This window comes from Nereida sp. (assembly GCF_965655635.1).
Classification (GTDB): Bacteria; Pseudomonadota; Alphaproteobacteria; order Rhodobacterales; family Rhodobacteraceae; genus Nereida.
In genome coordinates this window covers 70,948-93,213 of record NZ_CBFHHE010000007.1, presented here as the reverse complement: position 1 = coordinate 93,213, position 22,266 = coordinate 70,948, and the positions used below count along the sequence as shown (strand labels likewise).

At 51.2% G+C, this 22,266-nt stretch carries 23 protein-coding genes; 14 read left to right on the top strand and 9 right to left on the bottom strand.

Annotation, left to right across the window (positions count from 1 at the left end; all coding sequences use genetic code 11):
• The coding region (locus tag ACTF5M_RS04040) for an adenosylhomocysteinase (protein WP_438959795.1) at positions 1-962 on the bottom strand (962 nt) is incomplete at its 3' end.
• A gap of 111 nt (positions 963-1,073) precedes the next feature.
• Here ACTF5M_RS04040 and ACTF5M_RS04035 point away from each other — a divergent pair.
• Entirely contained in the window at positions 1,074-1,664 is a 591-nt protein-coding gene (locus ACTF5M_RS04035; RefSeq protein WP_438959794.1) for an HD domain-containing protein, read from the top strand.
• A 1-nt stretch (position 1,665) separates the two neighbouring features.
• Here ACTF5M_RS04035 and ACTF5M_RS04030 read toward each other — a convergent pair whose 3' ends face one another.
• A complete protein-coding gene (locus ACTF5M_RS04030) occupies positions 1,666-2,220 on the bottom strand; it encodes an ActR/PrrA/RegA family redox response regulator transcription factor (protein WP_438959793.1) in 555 nt (184 codons plus the stop codon).
• Positions 2,221-2,282: 62 nt separating this feature from the next.
• A complete protein-coding gene (locus ACTF5M_RS04025) occupies positions 2,283-2,897 on the bottom strand; it encodes an SCO family protein (RefSeq protein ID WP_438959792.1) in 615 nt (204 codons plus the stop codon).
• 102 nt (positions 2,898-2,999) lie between these two features.
• On the opposite strand from ACTF5M_RS04025, the gene regB reads away from it, so the two are divergent.
• The 11 genes from regB to hslU all read left to right on the top strand — a co-directional run bounded on the left by regB (position 3,000) and on the right by hslU (position 16,776).
• Positions 3,000-4,400, top strand: a complete 1,401-nt coding sequence (gene regB / locus ACTF5M_RS04020; RefSeq protein ID WP_438959791.1) for a sensor histidine kinase RegB — start codon at positions 3,000-3,002, stop codon at positions 4,398-4,400.
• A 103-nt stretch (positions 4,401-4,503) separates the two neighbouring features.
• Positions 4,504-4,917 carry a hypothetical protein gene (locus tag ACTF5M_RS04015; protein WP_438959790.1) on the top strand — a complete coding sequence of 138 codons (414 nt, stop codon included), beginning with the start codon at positions 4,504-4,506 and terminating at the stop codon, positions 4,915-4,917.
• 87 nt (positions 4,918-5,004) lie between these two features.
• Positions 5,005-5,934 carry a hypothetical protein gene (locus ACTF5M_RS04010; RefSeq protein ID WP_438959789.1) on the top strand — a complete coding sequence of 310 codons (930 nt, stop codon included), beginning with the start codon at positions 5,005-5,007 and terminating at the stop codon, positions 5,932-5,934.
• Positions 5,935-5,973: 39 nt separating this feature from the next.
• Positions 5,974-6,453 carry a tRNA (adenosine(37)-N6)-threonylcarbamoyltransferase complex ATPase subunit type 1 TsaE gene (gene tsaE / locus ACTF5M_RS04005; protein ID WP_438959788.1) on the top strand — a complete coding sequence of 160 codons (480 nt, stop codon included), beginning with the start codon at positions 5,974-5,976 and terminating at the stop codon, positions 6,451-6,453.
• Positions 6,374-7,453, top strand: a complete 1,080-nt coding sequence (locus ACTF5M_RS04000; protein WP_438959787.1) for an aminoglycoside phosphotransferase family protein — start codon at positions 6,374-6,376, stop codon at positions 7,451-7,453. Before tsaE ends, ACTF5M_RS04000 begins: the two co-directional genes overlap by 80 nt.
• Complete coding sequence (locus tag ACTF5M_RS03995; protein WP_438959786.1) at positions 7,432-8,109, top strand: nucleotidyltransferase family protein; 678 nt, start codon at positions 7,432-7,434, stop codon at positions 8,107-8,109. The genes ACTF5M_RS04000 and ACTF5M_RS03995 overlap by 22 nt, the downstream gene beginning before the upstream one ends.
• 17 nt (positions 8,110-8,126) lie before the next feature.
• Positions 8,127-11,048 carry a double-strand break repair protein AddB gene (gene addB, locus ACTF5M_RS03990; RefSeq protein WP_438959785.1) on the top strand — a complete coding sequence of 974 codons (2,922 nt, stop codon included), beginning with the start codon at positions 8,127-8,129 and terminating at the stop codon, positions 11,046-11,048.
• On the top strand, positions 11,045-14,413 hold the full coding sequence (gene addA / locus ACTF5M_RS03985) for a double-strand break repair helicase AddA (protein WP_438959784.1): 3,369 nt from the start codon (positions 11,045-11,047) through the stop codon (positions 14,411-14,413). The genes addB and addA overlap by 4 nt, the downstream gene beginning before the upstream one ends.
• Positions 14,414-14,469: 56 nt before the next feature.
• Positions 14,470-14,790: a thioredoxin gene (gene trxA / locus ACTF5M_RS03980; protein ID WP_048598570.1), complete on the top strand. Its 321-nt coding sequence runs from the start codon at positions 14,470-14,472 to the stop codon at positions 14,788-14,790.
• 127 nt (positions 14,791-14,917) lie between these two features.
• On the top strand, positions 14,918-15,475 hold the full coding sequence (gene hslV / locus ACTF5M_RS03975; RefSeq protein ID WP_438959783.1) for an ATP-dependent protease subunit HslV: 558 nt from the start codon (positions 14,918-14,920) through the stop codon (positions 15,473-15,475).
• Complete coding sequence (gene hslU / locus ACTF5M_RS03970) at positions 15,472-16,776, top strand: ATP-dependent protease ATPase subunit HslU (RefSeq protein ID WP_438959782.1); 1,305 nt, start codon at positions 15,472-15,474, stop codon at positions 16,774-16,776. The genes hslV and hslU overlap by 4 nt, the downstream gene beginning before the upstream one ends.
• Here the strand turns inward: hslU and ACTF5M_RS03965 are convergent.
• Positions 16,773-17,363: a Smr/MutS family protein gene (locus tag ACTF5M_RS03965; protein WP_438959781.1), complete on the bottom strand. Its 591-nt coding sequence runs from the start codon at positions 17,361-17,363 to the stop codon at positions 16,773-16,775. The genes hslU and ACTF5M_RS03965 overlap by 4 nt on opposite strands.
• A gap of 26 nt (positions 17,364-17,389) precedes the next feature.
• Positions 17,390-18,046, bottom strand: a complete 657-nt coding sequence (locus tag ACTF5M_RS03960; protein ID WP_438959780.1) for a Tim44/TimA family putative adaptor protein — start codon at positions 18,044-18,046, stop codon at positions 17,390-17,392.
• Between the two features lie 129 nt (positions 18,047-18,175).
• Between ACTF5M_RS03960 and ACTF5M_RS03955 the strand changes: the two genes are divergently transcribed.
• Positions 18,176-18,658, top strand: coding sequence for an FxsA family protein (locus tag ACTF5M_RS03955; protein ID WP_438959779.1), 483 nt, complete (start codon positions 18,176-18,178; stop codon positions 18,656-18,658).
• Positions 18,659-18,722: 64 nt separating this feature from the next.
• Positions 18,723-19,214, top strand: coding sequence for a protein-export chaperone SecB (secB, locus tag ACTF5M_RS03950; RefSeq protein WP_438959778.1), 492 nt, complete (start codon positions 18,723-18,725; stop codon positions 19,212-19,214).
• Positions 19,215-19,218: 4 nt separating this feature from the next.
• Here secB and dnaQ read toward each other — a convergent pair whose 3' ends face one another.
• Genes dnaQ through ACTF5M_RS03930 form a run of 4 tightly spaced genes read right to left on the bottom strand, consistent with a single transcriptional unit; the run spans position 19,219 to position 21,908 of the window.
• The gene (dnaQ, locus tag ACTF5M_RS03945) at positions 19,219-19,908 is read right to left on the bottom strand and encodes a DNA polymerase III subunit epsilon (RefSeq protein ID WP_438959777.1); all 690 of its coding nucleotides are present in this window, start codon (positions 19,906-19,908) and stop codon (positions 19,219-19,221) included.
• Positions 19,901-20,485 (bottom strand): dephospho-CoA kinase, encoded by a 585-nt coding sequence (gene coaE / locus ACTF5M_RS03940; protein WP_438959776.1) that lies wholly within the window; start codon positions 20,483-20,485, stop codon positions 19,901-19,903. The genes dnaQ and coaE overlap by 8 nt, the downstream gene beginning before the upstream one ends.
• Positions 20,482-21,312 carry a shikimate dehydrogenase gene (locus ACTF5M_RS03935; protein WP_438959775.1) on the bottom strand — a complete coding sequence of 277 codons (831 nt, stop codon included), beginning with the start codon at positions 21,310-21,312 and terminating at the stop codon, positions 20,482-20,484. Before ACTF5M_RS03935 ends, coaE begins: the two co-directional genes overlap by 4 nt.
• Positions 21,309-21,908 carry a Maf family protein gene (locus ACTF5M_RS03930; RefSeq protein ID WP_438959804.1) on the bottom strand — a complete coding sequence of 200 codons (600 nt, stop codon included), beginning with the start codon at positions 21,906-21,908 and terminating at the stop codon, positions 21,309-21,311. Before ACTF5M_RS03930 ends, ACTF5M_RS03935 begins: the two co-directional genes overlap by 4 nt.
• Positions 21,909-22,266 lie beyond the last annotated feature (358 nt).

The window sequence follows — 22,266 nt, the reverse complement described above, 5'->3', positions numbered from 1 at the left end:
CGCATATGCTCGATGCGGATCACGTCTTTGTTGCCAGTTGTGGTGATGAAAATGTCAGCGGTGTCTACAACATCTTCGAGCAGAACCACTTCAAAGCCGTCCATCGCCGCTTGGAGCGCACAAATTGGATCAACTTCGGTGACTTTTACGCGTGCGCCCGCACCCGCAAGCGATGCAGCTGAGCCTTTACCAACGTCGCCGTAGCCCATGACAACCGCAACCTTACCAGCCATCATTGTGTCAGTCGCGCGGCGGATGCCGTCAACAAGGCTCTCTTTACAGCCGTATTTGTTATCGAACTTCGATTTGGTGACAGAGTCGTTAACGGTGATAGCGGGGAACCGAAGCGGTCCGTGCTTCACAAGATCATACAGGCGGTGAACGCCAGTGGTTGTTTCCTCGGACACACCCTTGATTTGGCCACGCATCTTTGTGAACCAACCGGGGCTTTCCTTCATGCGCTTTTGGATCTGTGCAAATACAGCGACTTCTTCTTCGGATGTCGGCACTTCGATGAGGTCAGTTTCGCCGTTCTCAACGCGGGCGCCTAGCAGGATATACAAAGTGGCGTCGCCACCATCATCAAGGATCAGGTTCGGCCCGTCTGGGAACATGAAAGATTTATCAAGGTAGTCCCAGTGCTCTTCAAGAGACTGGCCCTTGATCGCAAACACAGGCGTACCACCTGCAGCAATTGCAGCCGCCGCGTGGTCTTGGGTGGAGAAGATGTTGCACGACGCCCAGCGAACATCCGCGCCAAGATAAACAAGCGTCTCAATCAGAACCGCCGTTTGAATGGTCATGTGCAGAGAGCCTACGATACGCGCACCCGCCAAAGGCTTGGTGTCACCATACTCTTCACGAAGCGCCATCAGACCCGGCATTTCCGTTTCCGCAATATCAAGCTCTTTACGGCCAAAATCAGCCAGAGAGATATCTTTAACAATGTAATCGTTCGCCATGGTGGCCTCACTTTTCATTTAAATTTACCGGGCAGATAGCACTCCGGACCCATCTCGACAATGCGTAGAAGGGTCCTTAGTTTCAGGAAGTGATCTTACGGGGCGTATCTGATGAAACAACCACGAGCTTGGCAGCGTATGCTGTCGGGACGGCGACTTGACTTGCTTGACCCGACACCAGTCGACATTGAGATCGAAGATATCGCTCACGGGCTGGCGTTCGTTGCCCGCTGGAATGGGCAGACGATTGGTGATTTCGCCTATTCCGTTGCCGAACACTCACTGCTGGTTGAGACGATTTTTTCCCGAATGAACCCCAGCGCCCCCGCAAAATGGCAGTTAGCTGCGCTTTTACATGATGCACCTGAATACGTGATTGGCGATATGATTAGCCCCGTTAAGGCCGCCGTTGGACCGGGTTACAGTGCTTTGGATGAACGCCTTGAGGCAGCAATCCACATTCGCTTTGGTCTACCGGCAAAAGTACCAGTCACTGTTAAGAAAAAGATCAAAAAGGCTGACCAGATCAGCGCATGGATGGAAGCAGTTCAGATTGCAGGTTTTTCCGAAGCTGAGGCAGATAAGTTCTTTGGCAAACCAAACGGAGCATTGATTGACGATCTTGAAATCATACTTCGCCCCGCACCCGTTGTGCGCGCCGATTACACCGCGCGCTACAACGCACTGATTGAGCAGCTTTAGCTTATCGCGGGCTTCGTTTTGCCAAAATGCGCTGCAGCGTTCGCCTGTGCATGTTCAAGCGGCGTGCTGTCTCAGAAACATTCCGGTCACAAAGCTCATAGACACGCTGAATATGCTCCCAACGAACACGGTCCGCTGACATCGGGTTTTCTGGTGGTGGGGGCAATTCATCGTCGCCCGACAAAAGTGCGTTGATAATGTCATTCGCATCAGCTGGCTTTGATAAATAATCAGTAGCTCCAATCTTCACCGCAGCAACAGCCGTCGCAATTGCACCGTACCCCGTCAACACGACGATACGGCTATCGGGGCGGCGCGCGCGCAGGACCTCAACCACATCAAGACCGTTCCCATCACCTAACCTTAAATCTACAACGGCATATGCAGGCGTACGCGCAGTGGCGATCGCCTTGCCCCCTGCAACACTGTCAGAGGTCTCAACTGCAAAGCCGCGCTTTTCCATGGCTTTCGCCAAGCGCTTTAGAAACGGCTCATCGTCGTCGACCAAAAGCAATGTCTTGTCTTCGCCAATTTCATACTTTGCTTCAGCCGACATCGTGATCTCCCAAACTGGTCTGTGGTTGATGATATGGGGTGAACTGTTATGCGGTCAATTTCTTAGACAGCGTCCATCATGCAAGCCATCTGCTCTGCCATGCGGTCTGGTCGAATTTGCCTACCAAAAGGTTGAACGATCCCTTGCTTAGGAAGAACAAAATAGCTCTGCGTTGAATGGTCAACCAAATAGTAATCTGGGTCACCTTCTTGGCGTTGGTAAAAAGTTTTGTACGCTCTGGATGCTACTTTTACCTGCTCAGGCGTGCCCGTGAGTGCGGTCATATCTTCGCCAAAATTAAAGACGTAATCTGCCAAAACTTCGGGCGTATCCCGCTCGGGGTCGATGGAAATGAAAACAGGTTTCACGTCTTTTCCCTGATCGGCCAAGACATCAATTGCATCAACATTTCGCACAACATCAAGCGGGCAAATATCAGGGCAGAACGTATAGCCAAAATAAACTAGCGAGGGCTGTGTTAGAACATCCTCGTCAGTGACTGTTTCACCTTTATGATTTACCAAAGTGAACGCTCCACCAAGCTGACCACCGGCAACAGCCATCACGTTGCACTGCTCAAACCTGTTGGATGGCGCCAAAATAGTTGTCGCCAAAACGCCAGCAATAACCAGTGCTGTTGTTGAGACACCCGCAGCAATAGCGAAACCCTTAGCCATAATTAACACCCTCTCACATTCCAAAAGTAGTCTTGGCCGCTAAGTAGCAAGATATGGTAGGCTTTGATAAGCGACCATGGGTCACATTAAGGACAAATCAACGTGCCAACACAACACGCACCAGAGATTGCTCTTTTTGAGGAAAGTGCACGCGCCAACTGGATCAGGATACGGACTCTGATCGGCTTAAGGTGGCTCGCCATTACCGGACAACTTGCTGCGATGGCGGTGGGGAAAATCTACTTCTCGCTCAGCCTTCATTTGGGACTATGTCTAATGGTTGTTAGTGCCGGTATCATATTTAATCTGATCGCCACATTCGTACTCCCTGAAAACAAGAGGTTGGACGAGAACGAAGCACTATCGATGATCATGTTTGATCTTGGACAGTTGGCGCTTTTACTTTTTTTGACTGGGGGTATGAACAACCCGTTTGCTGTTTTGCTGATCGCCCCAGTCACCATATCAGCCACCGCACTTAGCACCCGCTCAACAATTGCTGTTGGCGGACTAACGTTGCTGGCGATTACTGCTCTCACAACGTTTTACGTACCGCTGCGAACCGCACAGGGGTTTATCCATGAGATGCCATCTATTCTGCTCTTTGGTTTCTGGGTGTCCATGGGCGTTGGCGTGATTTTCATAGGGCTTTACGCACGCCGCGTCACGGTTGAAATGAACACAATGTCGAATGCGCTAGTTGCCACCCAAATGGCTCTCGCCCGTGAGCAGAAATTGACAGACTTAGGGGGCGTTGTTGCTGCAGCCGCACATGAACTTGGAACACCGCTTGCAACTATCAAGCTCGTCAGTGCCGAGTTGATGGAAGAACTTTCCGAACAACCCGACCTTTATGATGATGCAAAACTAATCCGCGAGCAGTCAGAGCGCTGTCGCGAGATTTTGCATTCGATGGGGCGCGCCGGAAAAGAAGATAAACACCTGATGACAGCGCCCATTTCAGCCGTTCTTCAAGAGGCAGCGGAGCCTCATATGCATCGCGGAAAGGATATTAATTTTGATGTTTCAGCAATTGATGACACGCCCGACATTCCGCAGCCTCACATCAATCGTCGGCCCGAAATTATTCATGGACTGCGGAACCTTATCCAAAACGCAGTGGACTTCGCCGACACGCAAGTTTGGATCGACGTTCAATGGAGCGATACCGAAATAACACTGCGGATCACTGATGATGGCGACGGGTTTCCACAGCAGGTGTTTAACCGGATTGGCGATCCATTTGTTAAACGCCGCAACTCACAAACTGACAAGCAAAAACGACCAGGTTATGAGGGAATGGGGCTTGGTCTATTTATTGCCAAAACACTGCTCGAAAGATCAGGCGCAACCCTGCGGTTTTCAAACGGATCTGACCCCACTATGGAAACATCCCCACCACACAACCGAAGCGGCGCCATCGTCGAAGTGTCATGGCTAGCCTCTAAAGTAATCAGCGACAAAACAACGTCACTTGGCGAAAATAAGCGATTTGACGTCTAAAATTTTGGCTTGTTAATATTTTCTCTAATTTCATTTTCTAAATACTCTGGCAGTAATTTGACGGAGTAACGATGGCGTCTTTTGTATTTTTTTCGCTTGCCTTGTGTTTTTTACGGCAGCCAATTGGTGGATTAATTCATCCGCCCTAACAGCCCAAAAGCCAACTTATTCACTCGGCACAAATGACGAAAGGCGAACGATTTTCCTTTTCGAATACGGGTATCCGGTTGATGAAACAAACACAGCCAAGGCATTGTTAAAGGATATAAGCCAGCCCGGTAATCTTGATGATTGGGCCCACTTCAAATCAGCCGTTACTGACGATTTTGCTGATCTAGATGCGCATGCCGAAACTGCCGTTTCTTTGGGTCGCTCAACACTGAAATCACATCGGGACGAACGGCTGTCGCTTACCTTCGAGGCTGTTCACACCCTCATTCGTGTCGAACTTCAAGGCACAAGCGTCACGCAGAAAACATCAGCAGATCGAACTTTGTCAGCACCTTTTCTCGTTTAGGAGGAAAATGAAGCAGGAGAGGTCATTTGGGGTAATGCAGCGTACTTGAAGCGTTGCGAACATATTGAAACATGGCCCCTACCAAAGTTGCTCGTTATCACCGGCTTGAAGCAAAAACCCTCGGGTACTCAGCAGCGGATATCACAAGTTCACAACCAAAAATTGGTAGAGTGGTATGACGTTTCACATGAAGTCTTGGAGGCGGGGTTTCGGTTCTATGCCACACCAGCGGATCAAGTTGTTGAAGCAGAAGAAAAGCTGGATCAATTTCGCCAATCTATGGCAAAAACTTTTGCCGCGCTGTCATGTGGGCTGGCTCTGTTTGATAGTGATGACAGGCTTACCGTCTTCAACCCAGCACTGGCCGACAAATATTCGCTTCCAATAGATTTTCTATTACGACGCCCATCATTTGATATGTTCCTCCATAAACTACGCGAACTTCGGCTTACCCCTGAGAACACCCGTTTTGAGGACTGGACCGCAGCCCTTTCACCCAAGGAAGAAAGTACGGTTGCGGCTACCTCATGGGCCACAACAAAGGGTCGCAAACTAACAGCCGCAGTAATGCCTCACACGGAAGGGTCGCGCGTCATCTCGATTGAAGAGACACCGGACATGTCCGAGGTCATTGAAGCCCTGCAGGCCGAAAACATAGCGCTGAAAGAAGCACTTGATTTAATTCCTAAGCCCACTTGCATTATTGATCAGGGCAAAAAAGTATGCGCCGCCAACTCAGCTTTCCGGGTGCCATGGGAAGACAAATTAAACTATCCAATCAGTGCCGCGACAAGCATCGGTAAGCGTGCGGAACATACAGATAAGTGGGACCAAGTGCGCGCAGCCCTCAACAAACCGATGTCTGTTCATCATTGGAAAAGCCAATTGGCCCTCGAAGGTAACAACTCGGTCGCGCTGAATATTGATCGAAAGGCAAGTGGGCACATGCTCGTGCAATTCTCAGAGCGATCCCACAACACATCCGCAGCAGAGAACACAAGCAGGGCCGCACTTTAACGCCTTGCGACTATAAGGTGACAGTTTAATGTGCGGGTTATGGCCTCAATCCTGTATCAAACTGAGACAACTTCGCCCGACCAGACAGCAGACTTGGCCATCAGTATTGGCCAAATTCTAAAGGCTGGGGACTGCCTGCTCTTGGTTGGATCAGTCGGGGCCGGAAAGTCACTTTTTGCCCGCGCGTTGATACAGTCTCTGCAAGACACGCCAGAAGATGTTCCAAGCCCAACATTCACGATCGTTCAGACCTATGAAACCAACTTGGGTGATCTTTGGCATTGTGATCTTTACCGTATTTCAAGCCCTCACGAGGTAATTGAGCTTGGCCTCGATGATGCCATGGCTACTGCCGTCACGCTCATCGAGTGGCCTGAAAACTTGGCGGATCTAACACCTCCAAATGCACTTACAATCCGAATTAACGATCTTGGCGGTAATGTTCGAAAATTATCACTCGAAAGTACGGATTCAGCTTGGGCAGCACCTCTTGAGAAAGCTTTCGAAAATGCGACCTAAGCTGGTATCTAAATTCATCGCGAAAACACAATGGTCAGACGCAGAAATAGCGATGCTCGCAGGCGACGCTTCAAATAGAAAATACTACCGCCTCAAGAAAACCGATAGTGCCGAAACCGCCATTTTAATGGACGCGCCACCTGATAAGGGGGAAGATGTTGCACCCTTCGTTCTTATTGCCCAGCATCTGGAAGGTATTGGACTGAACCCACCGTCTATATACGCCAAGGATGAGGCAAACGGGTTTCTTCTGCTCGAAGATTTGGGCGATGATTTACTGGCAAAACTTGCACCCAACGGCTCAGAGTTTGATCTATACAAAGCCGCTGTCGATGCGCTCCTTCACCTGCACCAATCACCGCTACCAGAGACATCGCTAGAAAAATATTCCGCAGCGGAGATGGCCCCGCTCGGGTGTCTTTCTCTAGAGTGGTACGCTCAAAATGCCGGAGGAACGGTCAATGACAAGGCCGAGCTAAAAACGGCTTTATTTGCTGCGATAGAAGCAACTGAAACCGCCACGCCGGTTCTTGTTTTACGCGACTACCACGCTGAAAATCTACTCTGGACGCCGATGTTTGAGGCCCCTAAAAACATTGGCCTTCTCGACTTTCAAGACGCTCGGGTTGGCCAGCCAACATATGACGTAGTCTCACTACTCGGCGATGCCCGCCGCGACGTATCAAAACCAGTACGTGATGACCTGCTTAAATACTACCAATCCAAAAGCGGTATCGACCCTGATAAATTTAGCGCCAGCTGTGCTGCACAAAGCGCACAACGAAACCTGCGCATTCTTGGTGTATTTGCGCGGCTTTGTATCCGTGATGGAAAACCATCCTACCTAGATTTTATTCCGCGCGTTTGGGCCAACCTAAAACAGGATCTGCAACACCCAAGCCTATCTTCGATAGCACCAATTGTACTCCGAAATATCCCTGAACCAACGCCCGAAATTCTAAATCTATTGAGACGTAAATGCCCAAAAAACCATCACTGATGTTATTCGGTGCGGGCTTTGGCACGCGTATGGGCGATCTTACAAAGACAACGCCAAAGCCATTGATTTCAGTGGCGGGCAAGCCGCTGGTGGATCATGCTATCGAAATTGCGCAGGAAGCGGAAATCGAGAACATCGCCATAAACACTCACTATCTTGCTGAGCAAATACAAGATCACTTTCTCGGATCCGGCATCGAAGTCGTTCACGAAGGACCAACTATTCTTGAAACCGGCGGCGGGTTGAAAAATGCCTTAAGCATTCTGGGCCCAGACCCTGTTATCACCATGAATACCGACGCTGTTTGGCGAGGGAACAACCCGATTAATGAACTGCTGTCCCGCTGGAAACCCAATGAAATGGATGCACTTCTACTTTTGGGTGACCCCAGTCGGACCCACGGCCATGAGGGTGGGGATTTCACCCTTGATGACGACGGCGCAATCTCTCGCGGTGGGCCTTTTGTCTTCAGTGGGCTACAGATCATCAAAACAGATGCTCTATCCCAAATACAGCAAAGCGCCTTTTCGATCAGCAAACTTTGGGACATATTTACGAAGTTTGGCATCCTAAAGGGTCATATATACTCGGGCGAATGGTGCGATGTTGGCCACCCCGAAGGCATAAATATTGCAGAACGAATGTTAGCTAAATGATGTTTCCCCAGCCCCCAATGCCCAAAGTATTTCATCTGCCCCTTGGCTGTGACTTTCCAAAAACCATTGCACGCGGGCTTGAACAGCGACTGCATGGACATAATCCAATGTCATGGGCAAATACCACGTTAATATTCAATACCCGTCGTTCGGAACAGCGTGTCACGGAATTGCTTGCCTCTGGCCCAGCGCGCCTTTTGCCAAGGATCAAGCTTCTTTCAGGTCTTGATGATACACCAGAAACACGCGCCATACCCCAACCTGTGTCACGCATTCGCAGGCACCTTGAGCTTGCCCAACTGATTGATGCACTGCTCACGGCTTCGCCAGAGCTTGCGCCCCGCTCTGCGCTGTTTGACCTTGCAGATAGCCTTGCCCGTCTCATTGATGAAATACAAAGTGAGGCGGTTGATCCAGAAGCCATAAGAAACATCGATGTGTCGGATCACTCTGCACATTGGCAACGTACTCAGCAATTCCTTACAATTGCACAGCAATATCTGGCAGAAACGTCTCTTCCCGATAAAGAAACCCGCCAAGGCATGGTCGTCGATGCACTTATTGGGACTTGGCTCAAAAATCCGCCAGAGCATCCTATCATTCTTGCCGGCTCAACGGGGTCTCGGGGGACAACGGCAAGGTTGATGCGCGCCATTGCAAACCTTCCACAAGGCGCTGTCATCCTGCCGGGTTTTGACACCTCAATGACCACTCGCGATTGGGCAAACCTATCGTCAGAGAAACACAGAGCTGAGGATCATCCGCAGTACCGTCTGAAGGCGTTTATGGACGAGGTCAATGTAAGTCCGGATCAAGTACAGCCGTGGGATGAAACAGTTTCAGCGGAGCCGACCAAACGGACGCAGCTGATATCATTGGCCCTGCGCCCCGCGCCGATCACAGATCAATGGCTTAGCGAAGGTCCAAAACTAGGCGATTTGGAAGAATGCTGCGAAGATATCACGCTTCTCAACGCCCCATCGCCACGGCTTGAGGCGCAAGCGATATCGATCGGTATTCGAGACGCCGTTGAGCAAGGCAAAACAGTAGCGCTTATTTCGCCTGATCGCACCCTGACACGCCGCGTTAGCGCTGCGCTCGACAGGTGGCGCATTCGGGCTGACGACAGTGCTGGCATCCCGCTACACCTCACAGCACCGGGCCGCCTGCTAGATCAAACAGCACGACTTATGGGCGAACCTGTTACCGCCGATACACTGTTGGCGTTACTTAAGAACCCTCTCGTCTTTTCAGGCGGAGATCGAGGCAACCACCTTAGACGGACGCGGAACCTTGAGATCTACATCCGCAAATACGGCATGCCTTTTCCCACGGAAGAACTGCTTATGGCATGGGCAAATGGTGAAAAAGACGAAGGTGTTAGCAAGTGGGCCAGTCTTATAGGACGTGCAGTTTCTGTCCTCTCTACAGCTCGCACACAACCTCTGCCCCATCTCATTGAGGTACACCTCAAATACGCCGAGTTACTTTCAACGGGCGACGGTTCTCAAGGCGATGGCACGCTTTGGTTGCGCGACGAAGGTGAGAAAGCGCTGCAAACTGTGACGCTTCTCCAGCAAGACGCGCTCTATGGAAACGACCTATCCCCCCGCAATTATCAGGCCCTATTCCACCGTATTTTAGCAAACGAAGAAGTCCGCGACCGGGAACAACCAAGACCAGACGTTTTTATTTGGGGTACCCTCGAGGCACGTGTTGGTGGCGCAGATATTGTTATCCTTGCTGGACTGAATGAAGGAAGCTGGCCGGAAGCCGCGGCACATGATCCATGGCTCAACCGAAAAATGCGAAACGAGATTGGCCTGCTATCGCCTGATCGTAAACTTGGCTTATCTGCACACGACTTCCAAATCGCAGCGGCAGGACCAAAAATATGGCTGTCGCGCTCAGCCCGCAGTAGCGATGCCGAGACAGTCCCATCTAGATGGTTGAACAGGATTACAAACCTTGTTCAGGGCCTACCAAAGCAAAACGGTGAGGCGGCTTATAAAGGAATGTTGGCGCGCGGTGATAAGTGGCTCCAGATCGCTATTGAATTAGAAAAACCGCAACAAAAAATTGAACCGGCCAAGCGTCCTGCCCCGCGCCCACCTGTAAGCGCCCGACCCCGCCATTTGTCGGTCACTCGGTTCAAACACCTGATCCGCGATCCCTACAACGTCTACGCGCGCGACATCCTCAAACTAAAGCCGCTCCATTCGCTGCGACGATCCGCTGACGCATTGCTGCGTGGAACCGTAGTTCACTCTGTGTTTGAAGAGTTCATCAAAAAGAACGGAATACAGACGCCAGATCCCGTCGACACACTTCTCAATATTGCAGAAGACGTGCTGACCAAAAAAGCGCCTTGGCCAACTGCTCAACGCCTGTGGTTGGGGCAGCTAAGCCGCATTGCGCACGAATTTGTTGAACAGGAAAACGTCAGGCAGCAATACGGGACGCCGACCCTTCTGGAACAAAAAGGAAAGTTTACGCTTGCCGACATATCCTTCGACCTAACCGCCCAAGCGGACCGGATCGACATAACCGAAACGGGTGGTGCGATTATCTACGACTACAAAACAGGTACCCCGCCACAGAAAAAACCCCAGCTTCTCTTTGACCGTCAGCTTTTGCTTCAAATGCTGATGATAGAAGAGGGTGCCTTTTCTGAGTTGGGGCCTGTGCCCGCTGAAAGCGGTGTGTTTCTAAAGGTCGGTTCATCACTACAAAGCACGCCAGCCCCTATTGATGAAACCTCAATTGCCGAGATCAAGACAGAACTACGCGCGCTTATTTTAGCCTATAACAATCCGGATCAGGGGTATCTTGCCCGTCGGCAAACTGAAAAAGACACCTATGCAAACGAGTACGATCACCTCTCGCGATTCGGGGAGTGGGACGTCACGGACGAGCCGAACCCAGAGGTGCTGAAATGAGTATCCCTAACGACGCAAGCCTTCGGCAAATTCAAGCCGCCCGTCCCGATATGTCAACGTGGCTTGCCGCAAATGCCGGCTCTGGCAAGACCCGCGTTCTCACGGATCGGGTCGCGCGCTTGCTTCTATCCGGTGTTCCGCCAGAGCGTATTTTGTGCCTGACCTACACCAAAGCCGCCGCCAGCGAGATGCAGAACCGACTGTTCCAAAGGTTAGGGGATTGGGCAATGAAGCCCGAACCCGATCTGCGTAAAGAATTAATCGGGCTTGGTGTTGACGATGCGTGGTCAGATCATGATCTGAATAATGCACGGCGCCTTTTCGCCCGCGCGATCGAAGCGCCCGGTGGTCTGAAAATTCAAACGATCCATTCGTTTTGCGCCACACTTTTGCGGCGGTTCCCTCTTGAGGCCGGCGTGTCGCCCCAATTCACCGAAATGGAAGACCGTGCAGGCGTGCTGCTTCACGAAGCTGTTTTGGACGATATTGCGACCGGCCCAAATCAGCACCTTCTTGATGCTTTGGCGATGCAAATTACCGATCAGAATTTTGAAAAACTCGCGCGTGATATCATCAAGAACAAAGCCTTGTACGCAACTGATACATCAATTGAAGACGTATTGGACTTACCTTCTGGGACAACCGAAAAGTCACTAATTGATCAAGCTTTCGACGGATCTGAGGGCGATCTCTTTACCGCTCTAATTCCAATTTTACGTACATCCTCCGCCAACGATACCAAGCTTGCTGACGCGCTTGATGCCATAAAGACGTTCAATTACGTCGCTATATCGGAGCTCGCAAAGCCGCTTCTTTTTCATAGCGGTGCCAATAACAGGCGCGCTAAAATTGGACGTGCTCCGACAAAGGCGATCGCGGAAAAGCATCCTGAACTCACCGCACAACTTCATGATCTAATGGAGCGTATCGAAGACGCACAAGAACTGAAATTAAAGCTCGATACCGCCCATAAAACCAAAGCCCTACATGCCTTTGCGCGTGTCTTTCTACCAAAATATGAGGCTGCCAAAACGGTCCGTGGATGGCTTGATTTTGACGATCTAATTGAGAAGACCAACGATCTTCTGTCCAATCAAAGTATGGCGTCATGGGTTCTGTTTCGTCTCGATGGCGGCATTGACCACATCCTCGTCGACGAGGCGCAGGACACCAGCCCAACCCAATGGAGCGTCATTGAAAACCTTGCCTCTGAATTCACCAGCGGTCTTGGCGCACGTGATGATGTAGAGCGGACTATTTTTGTTGTCGGTGATCCCAAGCAGTCAATCTACTCGTTCCAAGGGGCTAAACCCGCGGGCTTTTCTGAAATGCGTGATAACTTTCATAGCAAGCTGAAAAGCATCCAAAAACCTTTTCAACCACTGCAACTTGAATACTCGTTTCGCTCCTCGGCAGCGGTTTTAAGCAGCGTCGACAAGGTCTTTTCAAAAGGTGATACGACAAGCCTAGGCGGCACAGTTTTACACAAAGCGTTCAAGACTGAACTGGCTGGCCGCGTGGATATTTTTCCAGTGGTTGAGCCACAAAAGACCGAGGATGATCTGCCTTGGCACACGCCTCTCGACCGCAAGTCACCACAAGACGCAACGGTGATTTTGGCTAAACGCATTGCAGCGCGAATTCGCCATATGATCGATACAAAAGTTGGCATTCCTGACGAAGAAACACCGAACATATTCCGTCCCGTTCATGAAGGTGATTTTCTAATTCTCGTTCGTAAAAGGTCAGCAATTTTTCACGAACTGATCCGTGCCTGTAAATCAGAAGGCCTAAAAATTGCAGGCGCTGACAAACTGAAAATTGCGGGCGAGTTGGCGGTAAAAGACCTCACTGCGCTGCTTGCCTTCTTATCGACACCCGAAGATGATCTCGCGCTTGCGGGGCTGCTGAAGTCCCCCCTATTTGGCTGGAGCGAGCAAGATTTGTTCGATCTGGCCCATCGCCGCGCTGTCAAAAAATATCTTTGGCAAGAGATGCGTGACAGGCGTACTGAGTTTCCTGAAACCATGGAAATGCTAGATGATCTTCGAAATTCATCTGATTTTCTACGCCCCTTTGACCTTCTGGAACGTGCCCTTATCCGTCACGATGGTCGGCGAAAGCTAATCGCCCGCTTGGGTGAAGAGGCCGTTGACGGCATTGATGCGTTGCTCGACCAAGCACAATCGTACGAACAAAACGACGTACCAAACCTGACGGGCTTTTTGACATGGCTGGAGGCAGAGGACGTTGAGATAAAACGGCAAGCCGAAAGTGCAGGTGACCAAATCAGGGTCATGACCATCCATGGCGCTAAGGGGCTGGAAGCGCCGATTGTTATTCTTCCCGAGACTGGCGCACAGAAAAGCCAATTCCGTGACCCGACCATCAACAAAGACGGTACCGCTGTTTGGAAGCCTGCCACGGCAGACATGCCCGAGTGTCTTGAGGCACCCGTGGAGGAGGCAAAGCGGCTGTCTGCCGAAGAAAGTGACCGATTGCTGTATGTGGCAATGACCCGCGCTGAAAAATGGCTCATGATTGACGGCGTTATGGACCCTGCCAAAACGGCGGATAAATGGTACGGACGCATCGAAGACGCGGTAACTGAACTTGGCGCAAAGACAGCGCAGCTTGCCGATGAAACGCCTTTCCGCTTTGAGGTTGGCGCTTGGGCCGCCACAGATGCGCCCACCACGGCTAAGCATGCAACATCCGTTTCTATACCAACCCACCTGATGCTCAATCCAACAGCACCTGATGCGAAACAACGCCCACTTTCGCCGTCCATGCTGGGTGGCGCGAAGGCTCTGTATAGCAGATCAGACACTCATTTTGACGAAGAGGCCGCGATGCGCCGCGGCACACTCATACACTTGCTTCTCGAATATTTGCCTGACGTGCCTCGGCCTACATGGCAGGAACAGGCGAAGCAATTGTTACTGACCAACGATGAATTCGCTGTCGGTCCACTTGCTGACGAAATCATCCAAGAGGCCATAAACGTCTTAACCGCACCGCACTTAGGTTTCTTGTTCTCTGATCACGCAATGGCAGAGGTTGGTATTACATCACCGCTTTCTCAGCTTGAGGGTAAGCAAGTATTGGGAACGATTGACCGACTAATCGATCAAGGCGATCATATTCTTGCAGTCGACTTTAAATCAAACGCGATCATTCCCAAAAGACCCCAGGATACACCCCTAGGCCTGTTGCGCCAAATGGGCGCCTATGCGGCAGCTCTTGAAGTGGTTTTCCCCAACAAAACTATCAAAACGGCTCTTCTATGGACCAAAACCGCTGAGTTGATGGAGCTTCCCCGCGATATGGTGATGCAGGCACTGGAAACGACCCCCATATCTTGACGCTGTGCCCGCCCACTCTTAGGTTCACCGCAACGCAGATCTCAAGGAGAGACCCAATGGCTACCGTTGCAGCAACAGACGACACATTTGACGCAGAAGTCCGCAATTCAGACATCCCCGTTGTGGTAGATTTCTGGGCAGAATGGTGCGGCCCCTGCAAACAAATCGGCCCGTCACTTGAAGAACTTTCCGCCGAAATGGACGGCAAAGTGAAAATCGTGAAAGTCGATGTAGACAGCAACCCGAATGCAGCCGCACAAATGGGCGTTCGCGGCATTCCTGCTCTGTTCGTCTTCAAAGACGGCGAAGTTGTCTCAAACCGCAACGGCGCAGCACCAAAAGCGGCGCTGCAAAGCTGGATCGAAGAATCTATCTAACAGACGCGGCAAGACGAAAAACAAAGGCGTGCCGAACAAGGTGCGCCTTTTTTCGTACGCACATCGCCTTGTGAAACACTCGGCCGGCAACCATATTATTCCCACGCACAAAAGCGGGAGCGCGAACATGAGCAACTCAGATTTTCCGGGCTGGCACGGCACCACAATCATCGGCGTTCGCAAAGCCGGCAAGGTCGTCATTGCAGGCGATGGCCAGGTAAGTGTTGGCCAGACCGTAATGAAAGGGACCGCGCGCAAAGTCCGCCGCCTTTCTCCTGGTGGGTATGATGTGGTTGCAGGCTTTGCAGGCTCTACCGCTGACGCGTTTACATTGCTTGAGCGACTAGAGGCGAAACTTGAAGCAACGCCTGGCCAGTTAGCCCGCGCATCAGTTGAGCTTGCAAAAGACTGGCGAACGGACAAATACCTCCAGAAGCTTGAAGCAATGCTGATTGTATCGGACGGAACCGACTTGTTTGTTATTACCGGCGCGGGTGACGTTCTTGAACCTGAGCATGACATCACTGCAATCGGATCTGGTGGTAATTACGCCCTGTCCGCAGGCCGCGCACTTATGGATAGTGATCATGACGCGGAAGAAATTGCGAAACGCGCGATGGCAATTGCCGCAGATATCTGCGTCTACACCAACGGAAACCTCACGATCGAGACGATAAAATCATGACTGACTTAACGCCCCCACAGATTGTTGCGGAACTCGATCGTTTCATTATTGGCCAAGCAGACGCAAAACGCGCCGTTGCTGTTGCCATGCGTAATCGGTGGCGAAGACAACAATTACCCGATGATTTGCGCGATGAGGTGTATCCCAAAAATATCCTGATGATCGGGCCAACTGGCGTCGGCAAGACTGAGATTAGCCGCCGCCTCGCTAAGCTTGCAAATGCGCCTTTCATCAAAGTTGAAGCTACAAAGTTTACCGAAGTCGGCTATGTCGGTCGTGATGTTGAGCAGATTATCCGCGATCTTGTGGACAGCGCGATCACCCTTACCCGCGAAACGATGCGCGACGAAGTTAAAGCAAAGGCAATGAAGTCCGCCGAAGAGCGTGTGATCACTGCAATCGCCGGTGAAGATGCAAGAAGCGGCACGCGCGAAATGTTCCGCAAAAAGCTCATCGCCGGAGAGCTTGACGACACTGTGATTGAGCTCGACGTGGCCGCAGCAATGCCACAAATGCCATCGATGGATATTCCCGGGCAACCTGGTGGCGGCCAAATGATGAACCTTGGTGACTTGTTCGGCAAAGCGTTTGCAGTCCGTACCGAGCGTCGGAAAATGACAGTAGCGGAAAGCTATGACGTGCTCATTGGCGAGGAAGCAGACAAACTGTTAGACGATGAGACGGTGACGCAAACCGCGCTTGAGGCAGTCTCATCGAGCGGGATCGTTTTTCTGGACGAGATTGATAAGGTCTGCGCCAAAAGCGAAACAAGAAGTGGTGATGTCAGCCGCGAAGGCGTTCAACGCGACCTGCTGCCGCTCATCGAAGGCACTACGGTCTCAACAAAACATGGGCCCGTAAAAACCGATCACATTCTATTTATTGCATCTGGGGCATTTCACATCGCTAAGCCCTCTGATCTGCTGCCTGAATTGCAGGGTCGCTTGCCTATTCGCGTCGAATTACGCGCGCTAACGGAAAACGATTTTGTTCGCATTCTGACAGAAACAGACAATGCGCTTACGCGTCAGTACACTGCCTTGATGGCAACAGAAAATGTGACTGTTTCGTTCACGGCCGAAGGTATTGCCGCTCTCGCTAAAATTGCTGCGGAAGTGAACGAAAGCGTTGAAAATATCGGTGCGCGCAGGCTCTACACTGTGCTTGAGCGGGTGTTTGAGGAGCTGTCCTTCACGGCATCTGACCGCAGTGGTGATGAGATAACTGTGGACGCTGCGTTTGTGGAAAAACACTTAGGCGAGCTGTCTCGTTCAACAGACCTCAGCCGCTACGTGCTTTAACGTTTGCGCCGTAGGTAAACATAATACGCGCCACTACCACCATGCTTTAAGTGGGCTTCGCTGACCTGCAAAACAAGCGAAGCAACAGGCGCCATGCGCAGCCATTCAGGCACCTGATGACGAAGAACGCCCATGCGGACAGGCATTGGGCCACCCTCGTCTTTGTGTTTGCCCTTGCCTGTGATGACCAAAACCAACCGCTTCCCAGCGCGATGAGACGACATCACAAACCCTATTAATGCAGGGTGCGCTTCTGCAAGCGTCATCCCATGCAGATCGATCCGCCCCTCGGGCTTTAGCTTGCCGCGCCGTAGGTTCTGAAATGACTTTCGATCCATGTTCACAGGAGCTTCTGCGACCTGCTGCCGAATATCTTTTTGAATGTCATGCTTTCGCGGCAAAGGAGCCGCCCGCGCACCGGCCTTGAAATGGGAAATGGCGGGGTGTTGCTCGGCACAGATTTTCTTTGGGGGCTTTTTTTCAGCTGGCTTACTGACGGGCACGTGTTGAATTGGCACAGCTGTTTCCGCGACGCGCTGCCAAATGGAGCGATCGTCAGACGTTAAACCTTTGGGTTTCTTTGCCACTTCAAATCTACCGCGCCCATCTACGTTTATTCGCCAGTGGCTACCAATTGCCAGTTCGGATCGTCAGACGACATCACGCGTGCAAACGTCCAAGTGTCCTTCTGGCGTTTGATCTCTTTGGCGCTGCCTTCAACAACTTCACCCTCAGCATTCGTCACAACTGAAGTAAGCTCGGCCACGAATTTCACCGTCACTTCACCTTCGGTTGTCGAAGCGTTGTATGTCGCATCCTTCAAACGCATCTCACGGACACCAACAAAAGTAGCGTCGACGGAAAGCCCCTGCTCTTCGCGCATTTTGACAACGCTATCAAAGCTTTCGAAAACATCATCGGACAAGAAGCCTTTGATGCTATCCATGTCTCCAGCCTCAAACGCCATCAAGATCATCTCATAGGCACCGCTGGCCCCACCCAAAAACTCGTTCACGCTAAAACTTGGATCAGTCGCCTTCATTTGCGCCAACGCATCAGCTTGGGCGCTACCTTCTTCCGCATGATCTGTGATATCGCGATCTGGCCCGCCTTCGATCACCTCAAACTCACGGCGCACAGGTGTGCTATCTTGCACAGCCTCTGGTGGCTTTTCAAAACCCTCACGTGTGCCGAGCACGTTTTTCAGACGCAAAACCAAAAATATGGCAATGCCGGCAAGGACCAAAAGTTGGACGAGTGAGCTGTTCATGAAAGCCTCTAGCGTTGGGGGCGTGGGAAATTACTTAACTCGCACTTATGTAGGGCAGGCATAGGATCAAGTCCACTCACCGCACCTAGTTTGTGGTCTTGGCGTAAAGTTATGAAAAGGATCTTAAACATGTGGCTCTTTTTGGCATTTCTAGCGGTGCCGCTGATCGAAATTGGCCTGTTTATTCAGATCGGTGGCTGGGTTGGCCTTTGGCCAACACTGCTTATCGTGCTCATTACAGCACTTCTGGGAACCGCGTTGGTGCGGCAACAAGGCGCGCTTGCTCTGTCACAAGTCCGCGGCAGCTTTGAAAACCTGAATGATCCTACAGAACCGCTGGCCCACGGCGCGATGATCCTGTTCTCCGGCGCGCTCCTTCTGACGCCCGGCTTTTTCACTGATGCCGTTGGCTTTGCCCTTCTCATTCCCGCTGTGCGCACATCTGTATTTGCCGCGCTCAAATCGCGGATCAAAGTACAAAGCTTTTCAAACGGCAGGCCCCGCCAACCCCATCAAAATACGGCCGGCGGAACAACCATTGATGGCGACTTTGAGGAGGTACCCCCACCTTCAAATCAACCTTCTGGGCCGTCAGGCTGGACCCAACACTAACGGATTGAGGCCCCTGCCCCGACCTGTTACGAAACTGCGAGTATAAGTTGATTGGAGATGCCCCATGGCTGACGAAACCCCCGCACAAGAAGCACCCGCTGGCATCAAAATGTCCGTGCTGGCGCAATACATCCGCGACATGTCATTTGAGAACATTCTCGTTCAAAAAGGCGGCGCAGGCGATGTAACCCCAGACGTTTCTGTTCAAGTGAACATCGACGCGAAAAAGCGTACTGTTGAAAACCAGTTTGAGGTCATCATTAAGCTGATGATCAAATCAAATGACAAAGCTTCAGAAGCCGCGTTGTTCTTGATGGAGCTTGACTACGGCGGCGTTTTCCAGGTCGAAAACGTGCCAGAAGACCAGCTTCACCCGTTCTTGCTGATCGAATGCCCACGGATGCTGTTCCCGTTTGTGCGCCGTGTTGTTAGCGACGTCACTCGTGACGGTGGCTTCCCGCCACTTAACCTTGAAACCATTGATTTCCTTCAGCTTTATCGCGCAGAGCTTACACGCCGCGCTGAAGCAGAAGCAAAGAACGCGACTGTTTCTTAATAACCTAAGTCTCAGACCGCCAAAGCACTGCGCCGCCCATCTTGTCGAGAAATTCGGCGTGGGCGGCGTTTTCTTTTTCAGTTAGCCGTGATGGCAACGGCGTCGGACGGCGTGAAGGACGCCATTCCGCGGTTTGATCCGAAGATGTGTTGTTTGAGTTGGTGCTTAGCGCAAAGTCAGGCTGCTTGCCGCCGATAAGTTCAAGATAAACTTCCGCCAAAATTTCACTATCAAGCAACGCTCCGTGCAAAGTCCGCGACGAGTTATCGATGTTGAAACGGCGGCATAGCGCATCAAGCGAAGCAGGCGAGCCAGGGAAACGCTTACGTGCGATTGCCAGCGTATCAAGCGACTGCGACATAGGTAGAGCAGGGCGCCCAAGCCAACCGAGCTCTGCGTTCAAGAACTTCATATCGAACGCCGCGTTATGAATGACCATCACATCGGTACCGACAAAATCAACAAAATCCTGCGCAATATTTCTGAAAACTGGCTTATCGCGCAAAAAATCATCGCCGAGCCCGTGCACTTCAAACGCCCCTTGGGGCATTGATCGTTCCGGATTGATATACTGGTGATACGTTTTGCCCGTCGGCATGTGGTTCCACAGTTCTACCGCGCCAATTTCAACGACGCGGTCGCCCTCGGCGGGCTCAAAACCAGTGGTTTCCGTATCCAAAACGATCTCACGCATCGCTTAACTCCCGCTTAATCTTGGCTAAAATCGCATCAACAGCTGCCTCAGCCGCGTCTAGCGAAGTTGTCTCAATAACGTAATCCGCTTTTGCGCGCTTTTCAGCATCTGGCATTTGTTTTGATAGAATGGTGTCAAAAAGCGCCTCTGTCATGCCGTGGCGCGCTAAAACACGATCTCGCTGAACGTCGCTTGGCGCACTCACAACAACAACCGCATCAACACTGTCATCTGCACCTGTTTCAAAAAGCAAAGGCACATCAATTAGAATGATCTCACTTTTAAAGGCCTCAATAAATCGCGCGCGGTCAGCCGCCACTTGCGGATGAATGATCGCCTCAATCTTTGCTAATGCTGCCTGATCTTGATGGATGATCTCGCGCAATAATTCACGCTCTATCACCCCGTTTCTCACCGCTTGTGGGAACGCGGTTGCCAACTCACCACCACCACTTTGATAAATCCGGTGCACCGCCGCATCCGCATCCCACACGGGTATATAACGCTTGGCAAACATTTTCGCCGTGGTCGATTTGCCCATCCCCATTGAGCCAGTAAGGCCTATGACAAATGTCATGACAAAACAGCTTGGCGCAGTTCGTCATCCACAGTCGGTTTTTGACCAAACCACGCTTCAAAACCGGGGGCGGCTTGGTGCAACAACATTCCAAGCCCATCAACAACGGCACATTCACGTGTAGCCGCATAAATCAAAAGTTGGGTTTTCAAAGGCGCATAAACAATATCTGTCACAAGTGTTTCAGGACCCAGGTAATCAAGTGAAACGGGCAGGGTGGGTTGGCCATCCATTCCAAGCGAGGTTGTGTTGACCAGCAGGTTCGCGCCCTTAATGGCATCATCAACATCATCCCAAGCAGAAACCACAACACGTGCGCCAAATTCTGACTGAAGCACGGTTGCCCGCTCAGCAGTTCGGTTGCTTAGAATGATCTGTGGCGCACCAGCATCAAGTAGTGCCGCGACAACACCACGTGCCGCCCCACCAGCACCCAACACCACCGCTGGACCCGTGTCAGCCCGCCAGTTAGGCGCGCCAGTATAGAGGTTGGCCATAAAACCGTAACCATCAGTGTTATCGCCCAGAATACTGCCATCTTTTTGAAAAATAAGGGTATTAACAGCACCAACAGCCTTAGCCCGGGGTGTAATTTGATCACATAACGCCATCACAGCCTCTTTGTGCGGAAGCGTCACGTTAATCCCTACAAACCCAAGCCGGGGGAGCAATTCTATCGTACGCGCCAAATCATCCGGTGCGACATTCATCGGGATATAGTGCCCATCGATTCCGTAACGCTTTAGCCAATGCCCATGCAAACGCGGCGATTTTGAATGCGAAATTGGATGTCCAATGACACCCGCAAGCCGTAGTTTTCCACTCATCCGTCAATATCTCCGCGCAGGGTTAAGAATGACGAAAGCTCCACCAAAGGCAGACCCAATACCGCAAAATAGTCGCCCTGCACCTGAGAGAACAGTCGCGCACCTTCCGCCTCAAGCATGTAACAACCAACCGTATGCTGAATGTCATCCCAATTCCGATCAACGTAGGCATCAATATAGGCATCACTCAATTGCCGCATGCGCAAAGTTACACGTGAAACGTGCCGCCACGCGGGTTTGCCGTCTTGATATAAACAAGCCGCCGTATGCAAATAATGAACCTGCGCTGACAACGCCCGCAGCTGCACGCGCGCATCTTCTGGTGAGGTCGGCTTTGAATAAATAGCGCCCTTGAAGTCCAGAACCTGATCACAGCCCAAAATCGGCCCCTTATGCCCTTTGTCTGACAATCGCCTCGCTTTCATTTCAGCCAGCGCATCCGCAACATCCCGTGGGGGCGCACCTTCGGCAACCATTGCGCCTTTAATCAGCTCCTCATCAATGGGCATAGGTCGAATCGTTATAGGAATGCCTGCGTTTTCGAGCAGCTGAGCCCGAATTTTCGAGGACGAAGCGAGTGTAAGTGAAAAAGAGATGTGGATAACCTTTTGGACAAATCAATGAATGCCTTAAGGACAGTCACCGTGAGATTTCAGTGCCATTCCCATCACAGCAGGCCACAGCACAATTCCACGACAATTTGCCGATTTTATACGCCTGTGGAAAGGATAAATGTGTCGAATCTACGATGGGGATTGTTTTGTTTTACGTTGATTAACAAGACATTAAGTTGCGCTCAACATATTGATTTAAAACAACTATCTAAATATATTTAGGTGTAAATCTGCCGATACACTGTGGATAAAGGGTTGGATAAAAAGTAATCCACAGATTTTCTTAACACTTCATCATCACCATTTTTATCTTTCTTATCATTAGAAAAGGCATTGAACC

Excerpts from the sequence above, each read along its gene's own strand:
- ACTF5M_RS03960 (WP_438959780.1), bottom strand. The coding sequence starts at position 18,046 with ATGAACAGCTCACTCGTCCAACTTTTGGTCCTTGCCGGCATTGCCATA.
- coaE (WP_438959776.1), bottom strand. The coding sequence starts at position 20,485 with ATGACATTTGTCATAGGCCTTACTGGCTCAATGGGGATGGGCAAATCG.
- ACTF5M_RS04000 (WP_438959787.1), top strand. The coding sequence starts at position 6,374 with ATGTTCGAAAATTATCACTCGAAAGTACGGATTCAGCTTGGGCAGCAC.
- hslU (WP_438959782.1), top strand. The coding sequence starts at position 15,472 with ATGACTGACTTAACGCCCCCACAGATTGTTGCGGAACTCGATCGTTTC.
- ACTF5M_RS03935 (WP_438959775.1), bottom strand. The coding sequence starts at position 21,312 with ATGAGTGGAAAACTACGGCTTGCGGGTGTCATTGGACATCCAATTTCG.
- addA (WP_438959784.1), top strand. The coding sequence starts at position 11,045 with ATGAGTATCCCTAACGACGCAAGCCTTCGGCAAATTCAAGCCGCCCGT.
- ACTF5M_RS04025 (WP_438959792.1), bottom strand. The coding sequence starts at position 2,897 with ATGGCTAAGGGTTTCGCTATTGCTGCGGGTGTCTCAACAACAGCACTG.
- addB (WP_438959785.1), top strand. The coding sequence starts at position 8,127 with ATGCCCAAAGTATTTCATCTGCCCCTTGGCTGTGACTTTCCAAAAACC.
- secB (WP_438959778.1), top strand. The coding sequence starts at position 18,723 with ATGGCTGACGAAACCCCCGCACAAGAAGCACCCGCTGGCATCAAAATG.
- ACTF5M_RS03995 (WP_438959786.1), top strand. The coding sequence starts at position 7,432 with ATGCCCAAAAAACCATCACTGATGTTATTCGGTGCGGGCTTTGGCACG.
- trxA (WP_048598570.1), top strand. The coding sequence starts at position 14,470 with ATGGCTACCGTTGCAGCAACAGACGACACATTTGACGCAGAAGTCCGC.
- tsaE (WP_438959788.1), top strand. The coding sequence starts at position 5,974 with ATGGCCTCAATCCTGTATCAAACTGAGACAACTTCGCCCGACCAGACA.
- ACTF5M_RS04030 (WP_438959793.1), bottom strand. The coding sequence starts at position 2,220 with ATGTCGGCTGAAGCAAAGTATGAAATTGGCGAAGACAAGACATTGCTT.
- ACTF5M_RS03955 (WP_438959779.1), top strand. The coding sequence starts at position 18,176 with ATGTGGCTCTTTTTGGCATTTCTAGCGGTGCCGCTGATCGAAATTGGC.
- dnaQ (WP_438959777.1), bottom strand. The coding sequence starts at position 19,908 with ATGCGTGAGATCGTTTTGGATACGGAAACCACTGGTTTTGAGCCCGCC.
- hslV (WP_438959783.1), top strand. The coding sequence starts at position 14,918 with ATGAGCAACTCAGATTTTCCGGGCTGGCACGGCACCACAATCATCGGC.
- ACTF5M_RS04035 (WP_438959794.1), top strand. The coding sequence starts at position 1,074 with ATGAAACAACCACGAGCTTGGCAGCGTATGCTGTCGGGACGGCGACTT.